This window comes from Pseudobutyrivibrio sp. AR14 (genome assembly GCF_900101325.1).
In the GTDB taxonomy this organism is placed as follows: domain Bacteria; phylum Bacillota; class Clostridia; order Lachnospirales; family Lachnospiraceae; genus Pseudobutyrivibrio.
Map to the genome: position 1 here is coordinate 1 of NZ_FMUY01000028.1, position 7,248 is coordinate 7,248.

At 39.8% G+C, this 7,248-nt stretch carries 9 protein-coding genes; 8 read left to right on the forward strand and 1 reads right to left on the reverse strand.

Annotated elements, in window-relative coordinates:
- From BLP50_RS14395 to BLP50_RS13875, 6 genes are all read left to right on the forward strand, one after another.
- Window positions 1-210, forward strand: a 210-nt coding sequence (locus tag BLP50_RS14395) for a hypothetical protein (RefSeq protein ID WP_176753792.1), incomplete at its 5' end; no start/stop codon positions are given.
- Between the two features lie 116 nt (window positions 211-326).
- On the forward strand, window positions 327-869 hold the full coding sequence (locus BLP50_RS14530; RefSeq protein ID WP_242869288.1) for a nucleotidyltransferase domain-containing protein: 543 nt from the start codon (window positions 327-329) through the stop codon (window positions 867-869).
- Entirely contained in the window at window positions 854-1,258 is a 405-nt protein-coding gene (locus BLP50_RS13860; protein WP_090155809.1) for a HEPN domain-containing protein, read from the forward strand. Before BLP50_RS14530 ends, BLP50_RS13860 begins: the two co-directional genes overlap by 16 nt.
- Window positions 1,259-1,684: 426 nt before the next feature.
- Entirely contained in the window at window positions 1,685-2,167 is a 483-nt protein-coding gene (locus BLP50_RS13865; RefSeq protein WP_090155812.1) for a MazG nucleotide pyrophosphohydrolase domain-containing protein, read from the forward strand.
- Between the two features lie 28 nt (window positions 2,168-2,195).
- Window positions 2,196-3,770 carry a hypothetical protein gene (locus BLP50_RS13870; RefSeq protein WP_090155814.1) on the forward strand — a complete coding sequence of 525 codons (1,575 nt, stop codon included), beginning with the start codon at window positions 2,196-2,198 and terminating at the stop codon, window positions 3,768-3,770.
- Window positions 3,771-3,835: 65 nt separating this feature from the next.
- On the forward strand, window positions 3,836-4,633 hold the full coding sequence (locus BLP50_RS13875; RefSeq protein WP_090155817.1) for a protein-ADP-ribose hydrolase: 798 nt from the start codon (window positions 3,836-3,838) through the stop codon (window positions 4,631-4,633).
- A gap of 7 nt (window positions 4,634-4,640) precedes the next feature.
- On the opposite strand, the gene BLP50_RS13880 is transcribed toward BLP50_RS13875, so the two are convergent.
- Entirely contained in the window at window positions 4,641-5,177 is a 537-nt protein-coding gene (locus BLP50_RS13880; RefSeq protein ID WP_090155819.1) for a TetR/AcrR family transcriptional regulator, read from the reverse strand.
- Window positions 5,178-5,329: 152 nt separating this feature from the next.
- Between BLP50_RS13880 and BLP50_RS13885 the strand changes: the two genes are divergently transcribed.
- A complete protein-coding gene (locus tag BLP50_RS13885; protein ID WP_176753793.1) occupies window positions 5,330-6,226 on the forward strand; it encodes a ketopantoate reductase family protein in 897 nt (298 codons plus the stop codon).
- A gap of 344 nt (window positions 6,227-6,570) precedes the next feature.
- Window positions 6,571-7,134 carry an HD domain-containing protein gene (locus tag BLP50_RS13890; protein WP_090155823.1) on the forward strand — a complete coding sequence of 188 codons (564 nt, stop codon included), beginning with the start codon at window positions 6,571-6,573 and terminating at the stop codon, window positions 7,132-7,134.
- Window positions 7,135-7,248 lie beyond the last annotated feature (114 nt).

Genomic DNA, 7,248 nt, shown 5'->3' on the forward strand with positions numbered 1-7,248 from the left:
AGATGGCGAATGATGAACAAGGAAGGTAATTATAATATGTGCAAGGCTGTTATAGATTTGACTAATAAGGGAAGAACGGAAGGATATACTGAGGCCATAGCTTTTTCGATAAAGAGTATCATGCAATCATTTAACTATTCTTTTGAACAGGCATGTGCAGTACTTAAAATTGATGCCAAGGACATGGAACGATATAGAAAAATGATATAGTAGATTAGAAATGTTCAAGCCGCAATAGCTAATGCTACTGCGGCTTGTTTGATGGACCAGGGGCTATTTTGACAATTACACGATAGCGTGTTATAGTCAAAACAGAGGTGAAGATAATGGTAAGTTATTATACAGTAAATGAATTTTCTAATTTAACAGGTAAAGATCCTGGTAATATACGTAGAATGCTTATTAATGGTACATTGTCGGGTGAAAAGGTTGGTAGGCAGTGGCTCATTCCAAAGGATACAGCGTTGCCAGCTGATAAAAGACTTAGAAGTGGAAAATATAGGAAGTGGAGACAGAAAGTTATGCTTAATCAGCATAATCCAGAGTTGATGCATTCGCTTAAGGAAATGTGTATAAAACTAAGCGAAACCTATGGAGCTACTTTAGATAGTATAGTACTGTATGGTTCATACGCTAGAGGCGAAGAGACACCTGAATCAGATGTGGATATCGCAGTTATTCTGAAAGTTGGAAATACAGAAGAAATGCATGACAAAATGGTTGATATAGTTGTTGACTATGAATTGGATTTGGCAGTTACGTTATCTGTTGTTCCAATAGATTATGATCAATATGTGGAGTGGAATAAAACACTTCCTTTTTATAAAAATGTTGAGAAAGAGGGAATTATTTTATGGAAAGCAGCATGACTGAGTTAGCGAAGTATAGATTCGAGACAAGCCAAGAAGATTTGTATGACGAAAAGCTCATGTTTGAGAATGGAAGGTATAAAAATTCACTGAATAGAGGTTATTATGCAATATTTCATGCCATTAGAGCTGTCAATGCATTGGACGGTTTTGATAGTAGCAAGCACAGTGGTGTTATAGCGCATTTTAATCAGGAGTATGTTAAAAGTGGAGTGTTTCCTAAAGAAGTTTCAAAACTAATAAAAGAGGCTTCTGAAAACAGAGAGAAGGCTGATTATTTGGACTTCTTTATTGCATCAAAAGATGAAGCTCAAAAACAAATTACAAGAGCGGAGAAAGTTATTGAATATATTGGTAACTATTTAAAAGGAATAGGAGTATTAGAATAGAATTGGCCCATGGCGCGATGGACCAGGGGGACGGGGTTAGTGGTCCATTTTTCGAGAAAATGGGTTTTGAAACGGTCACTGTGGCATAACTTGAGAGCCGGAATTCAAAACCTACGGGTATAAAATGAAAATGGCGAATATACCCGTAGGGATTTGCGAGTTTTGATGAGGTGGAGATGCCTTTGAGGAGCATGGATTGCTGGTTACTACCCAAGGTGGAAGTGATGTCTATCATATGGGCTGAGATAATACACAGTGAGTGGATATTTTCAAAATTTTTACGGGTGATATGGAAAAAACGCTAAAAAACCCGTAGGTTTGACGAAATGGTACATGGAAGAGATATAAATGTGATATATTAATTATAAACTTGAAGCCGCAATAGCTATTGCTACTGCGGCTTGTTTAAAAATTATAGGAGATAATATGGCACAGATAGATAGACTAAAGGAAATAGTTGAGACTTTAAGGAGCGAGACTGGCTGTCCATGGGACAGAGCGCAGACCCACACTAGTCTCAAGCCAGAGGTAATTGAGGAAGCTGCCGAGGTGGTCAGTGGAATTAACATTCTTGAAAGAACAAATGATGCGGAGAATCTAAAGGAAGAGTTAGGGGATTTGCTTTTGCAGGTGATGTTTCACAGTGTGATAGCAGAAGAGGAAGGCCTATTTACATTTGAAGATGTTTGCCAGGTTGTCGCTGATAAGATGGTGCGGAGGCATCCTCATGTGTTTAGTGGCGTATCCTACTCGTCTAGGGAAGAGCAGCATGCTGCTTGGGAAGAGATAAAGAAGGCGGAGAAAGCTGGAAAAGAATGGTACGCTGATTATCTTCCGGAGGCATTTGAGGAGGCGCAGCAGCTTATTGAGCAGGCGAAGGCCAGAAAAGGCCTAGGGGGACGGGGTTAGTGGTCCATTTTTACAAGAGGTGATTTTTTTGAAGAATAGATTAACAGCGATTTTTTTAATAGGCATAATGCTACTGGCAGGATGTGGTAAGAAAGAGGCAGCGTCTGCTGATATTTCTGAGAGCACAGATGTCAGTAAAGTGGAGGAATCTGAGAAAGAATCAGAGATTGATGCTCAGGACCTCTATGAAAGATTTCTTAATAACGAGGTGCCTGTTACAATTGGCAAACATGTGCAGCAGGGCGAATATTATACATTTGAGAATTATGAGGGTGAGGAGTACACCCTAGAAGAGCTTGTTAATTGTATCATTGCTGATTATATAGGGGATGATGACTCTGTTGAGATATGGCTTGATAAAATCGAATATGCCTACATTGATTGTGGGGCTGATGGGGAGCCTGAATTAGCGCTTCATATTGACACTCCAATGTCAACTGAGGGATGGATTGAGTATATTATTATCAAGGAATTTGATGGAAAGCTTAAGACCGTATATTCGGATGTGGCCTGGAGTAGGAGCTACATCCATATTAATGAATATGGCTATATTTACGGTGATGGTTCTGGAGGAGCTGCTAGTCATTCTTTCGATAAAAGTTTCGTGGATGGCGATGGGAAGTGGCATTTCATATATTCAGATTCTACTGAACTTGCGTGGATATCTGAGGAGGATAGAGTACTATACGGGAATGGAGGCGCCTATGAATTGTCAGAGGATGAAGTCGCTAAGTATAGTGGTGAGTACATTCTGATTGATTTTCATTTTAACACGCCAAATTCAGGTGAATATTATGAGGACGATACTGTTCGTTCTTATGGAAAGTTCGCTAAAGAAGATGAATTCTTAGATTGGGAGCATGGATACAGAGGTTATTGTTACTGCGAGCTAGAGGATGATGAGTCTATATATGACGAGGATAGTCCACTTAGAAAATATTATGGTGGAGAGGACTTCTATACTCTGTCAGAGGTGGAAAAAATGATAGCTGACAGAGAGGCCGAAGTTGGGCTTACCGAGACAATTAAAAATGGGGCTGAGGCTGAGTGGAAGGAATTGGAGATTAATTTCGAGCCATATATAGCTAGTTATAATAGTGACAATTTCTTGGAGATAATGGAGTATTTTCCTATAGATTTTAGTTTATCTAGGGTTGAGGGAGGAACTGAAACTGCGTTTTCCGTAGACAAAAACGGTAGCTTTGAAGGGGATTATTATGAAAGTGATTATGAGAATGAAATAACAACTATCAATGAGTTTATTGGAAGATTCACTTATGCAAAAAAGATTGATGAGTATTCATATTCATTGACTATGTCTGATATAGATTTGAAATATACTCCAGATACAGAAGGATATGAGACATTATCCAACGGGTACGAGGCTTATCGAATATACATAACCCCATACGGATTAGAGGATAGTAGTGCGGTGCATTATATTTTATATATTCCAGGCACTCCGGTGTCGGCCCTTGACGATAGGATTCTGGAAAATATGAATGAGTATGATGTTGAGGAGCTTAAGATGCAGGATGTGCTGGAGAAGTATATTTTGTTTAACACTGAGGCTGAGGAGCATTGTGTTTGGATTGGTCATTGATGGCCCAGGGGGACGGGGTTATATAGATGAAATACTTGCTGGATTGAAATAGGTGGAGGTTTATTATGAACCAAACTGAAAGAAGAATGTGGCTCATTAAAGAGATTATGGCAGAGGATGATTATTATCGCAATTACGATATTCCAGAGGCTGCAAAAGACCAGAAGGATTTTCTTAGGGCTCTAATGAATGTGAGAGAGCCAAAAACTATAAGTGAAGAATTCTTACGGATTCAGGATGAGTATTTAAAGGAAGAAAATGCTAGCAGTGGGTTGGTATCTATAGATGAGTTAAAGTCAGTAGAATCAAGAATCAACATCTATGTTTGGCAGGGGGATATTACCAGACTAAAGGTTGATGCTATCGTAAATGCGGCTAATTCAGGAATGTGTGGATGCTTTCAGCCCCTTCATAATTGCATCGACAACATTATCCACTCAAAATCAGGAATTCAACTTCGCCTAAAATGTGCTGACATTATGCGTCGTCAGGGTCATCAGGAACCTACAGGCCATGCAAAAATTACCCCTGCATACAATCTTCCATGCGAGTATGTTATCCATACAGTAGGTCCTATAGTTCAGGGACCTTTAACAAAAGAGCATGAGGAATTATTAGCTTCTTGTTACAAATCTTGTCTTGATTTGGCGGCTGAAAACGGTTTGAAATCAATCGCATTTTGCTGCATATCAACTGGCGTATTTATGTTTCCAAATCAGAGAGCGGCAGAGATTGCTGTAGAAACAGTAAGTAATTGGCTGGACGCAACGAGAAGTGATATGAAGATTGTCTTTAATGTATTTAAGGATGTTGACCTTGAGATATATGAGAAGCTTCTTGATGGACCAGGGGGACGGGGTTAGTGGTCCATTATAGGTATGGAGTAGACAGCTCCAGCATTATATCTGTAGCCTCTTTAGAGCTGCAGACTGGGTAGTTTCTAATCCACCAGTCGATGACGCCTAAGAGCCCGGACACTAGGAAACGAATGAGCATCTCCTGAGAAGGACCCTGTTTTTTTGACATATGTTTAATAGCCACAGCCACCTGTTGTTCTACGGTGGCTGTTAGTTTTTTGTTGAAGGTATTGTTGCGGTCATTAGCTAAAAGCAGTTGGTAAGTCTCTAGATGGTCGCCTAGATAGTCAAACAGACGCTGGAAAGCCTCCCGCTGAAGGCGGATTTCTTCATTCTCGCCGCATTGACTGATGAGCTCATCTACATAGCTGTCGATGCAGTAGTCCATGAGGGCATATTTGTCTGCAAAGTGCAGATATACAGTGCCGCGGTTGATGTCCGCCTTGTCAGCAATATCTTGGATTGTGATTTTTTCAAAGCTTTTTTTCTTTAACAGTTCAAAAAATGCAGCTACAATCTGCTTTCTTGTTTTTGCAACTCTTCGATCCATAATTCCCTACTTTCTGAACAAATACATCTGATATGTTGAGTACTCAACATATGTGAGAATACTAATCATTGAAGTTAAAAACTTCATCCTATATGATGACGATAACATACAGTTGTTCATTAATCAACATTTGTTCAGTAAAGGAGTTTCATATGAGAATATTGATATTAGGAAGAGGTGTTATCGGAGCCCAGTATGGCTGGGCCTTGGAGCAGGCAGGAGCCCAGATTGATTTTTTAGTGAGAAAGGGCGGCAGCCGCAATTATGCAGATACTTTAGAGCTGCACACATACGATGGGCGTCAAAAGAGAACGGTGGATGAGATGTGGCCAATTAATCTTCGCTACGAGATACCCGCTGAGGAAGTCTATGATCTTGTTATCGTCAGTGTAAATCCAGAGCAGATCGCGGGAGCGATAGAAACAATCGCACCGGTGGCAGGAGATGCCACAGTGCTTCTTATGGGAAATACCATGGGAAATCCTTTATCTAAGTTGGGAAATCTTTTGGGCTTGTCTGCAGAGCAGTTTGTTATAGGATTTCCTGGAGCAGGGGGCGGAATTACCGACAATGTGCTTCATGGAATTTTACATGGAATAATCCAGCTGGGGGTAAGCGAAAAGAAGCTAAATAAAAGAGAACAGGCAGTGAAAAATCTATTTGAGTCAGCAGGATTTAAGGTGTCATTGCACAGGGATATTGATGGATGGCTTGTGAATCACTACGTCCTCAATGCCGCTATGGAGATGGAAGTATTAAAAAGAGGCAGCTTTGAAAAGGTGGTTCAATCTGAGGATGGACTGACATCTGTGATGGAAAATGTCAAAAGGATGATTCCCTATTTGAAGGCCAAGGGAGTGCGCCCAGATATGGCTATTGTGATGATGAGCATCATTCCGGAAAGGCTGTTAGCAAGCCTAATGGGAAAGACCATCTACAAGCCAGGAAGCCCAGCGTACGATGCAGTCGCATACAATCAGTACCAGGTAGGCTATGCTGTGCGGGAAATCCAGGCGGACGCCAAGAGACTGGGCGTGTACATTTTATAGAGGAAAGGCCCTAGGGGACGGGGTTAGTGGTCCATTAATGTATGTCCAGGATTCTAGGTACTTATCATTGGGGAAGCCAGTAATGGTCTATTATTATGTCATTTATATTCGATGATTTAGAAAAAAGGTATTAGTACCAATTTTCTAAAATAGCGATTGCTATGAATTGAAGTCACACCCAGGTTTTTTACATAGGACAGTTATTTTGAAAGAGATAGCTGTCCTTTTTTTGTTGTTGTTTTGAATTGTATATTCCTTGCTGGAAAAGGATTCTGTATAATTGAAGATAGTTAAATATACAAATCAGCTGTTTGTAAGGTAGGAATAACGAATGGGAGAATACTATGGATGTTAGAGAGTACTTGGAAATATTGCATGTTGCGGAAAGACTAAAAGATACCCCAAGACATTGCACAACAACAAAACGCAGGACGGAAAGCGTAGCTGAGCATAGTTGGCGTATTTCGCTTATGGCTTTTTTATTAAGACACGAATTTAAAGATATAGATATAAATAAGGTAGTTGATATGTGCCTTATACATGATCTTGGCGAGTGCTTTACAGGCGATATTCCAACTTTTGTAAAGACTGACTCTGATAGAGAAGTTGAAGATTCATTATTAAATCAGTGGGTAAAAACGCTTCCTACAGAATTATCTGAAGACATAGCGGCACTTTATAAAGAAATGGATGCACAAGAAACTAAGGAAGCTAAGCTTTATAAATCACTAGATAAACTAGAAGCCTTGATTCAGCATAATGAATCGCCACTAGATACTTGGTCTGAAAATGAGTTTGAACTCAACAAGACCTACGCATTCGATACAGTAGCGTTTTCCTCTTGGCTTACAGAATTGCGAGAGGTAATTTTAGAAGACACTATGAAAAAGATAGAATCGGGGAGTTAAACAACTTCAAATCAAAAGGCGAAAGCATCAATGCTAAAAGAAAAAAAGGAGACAATGAGATGAGAGTTGCAGTAACTTATGAAAATGGTGAGATTTTTCAGCATTTTGGACATA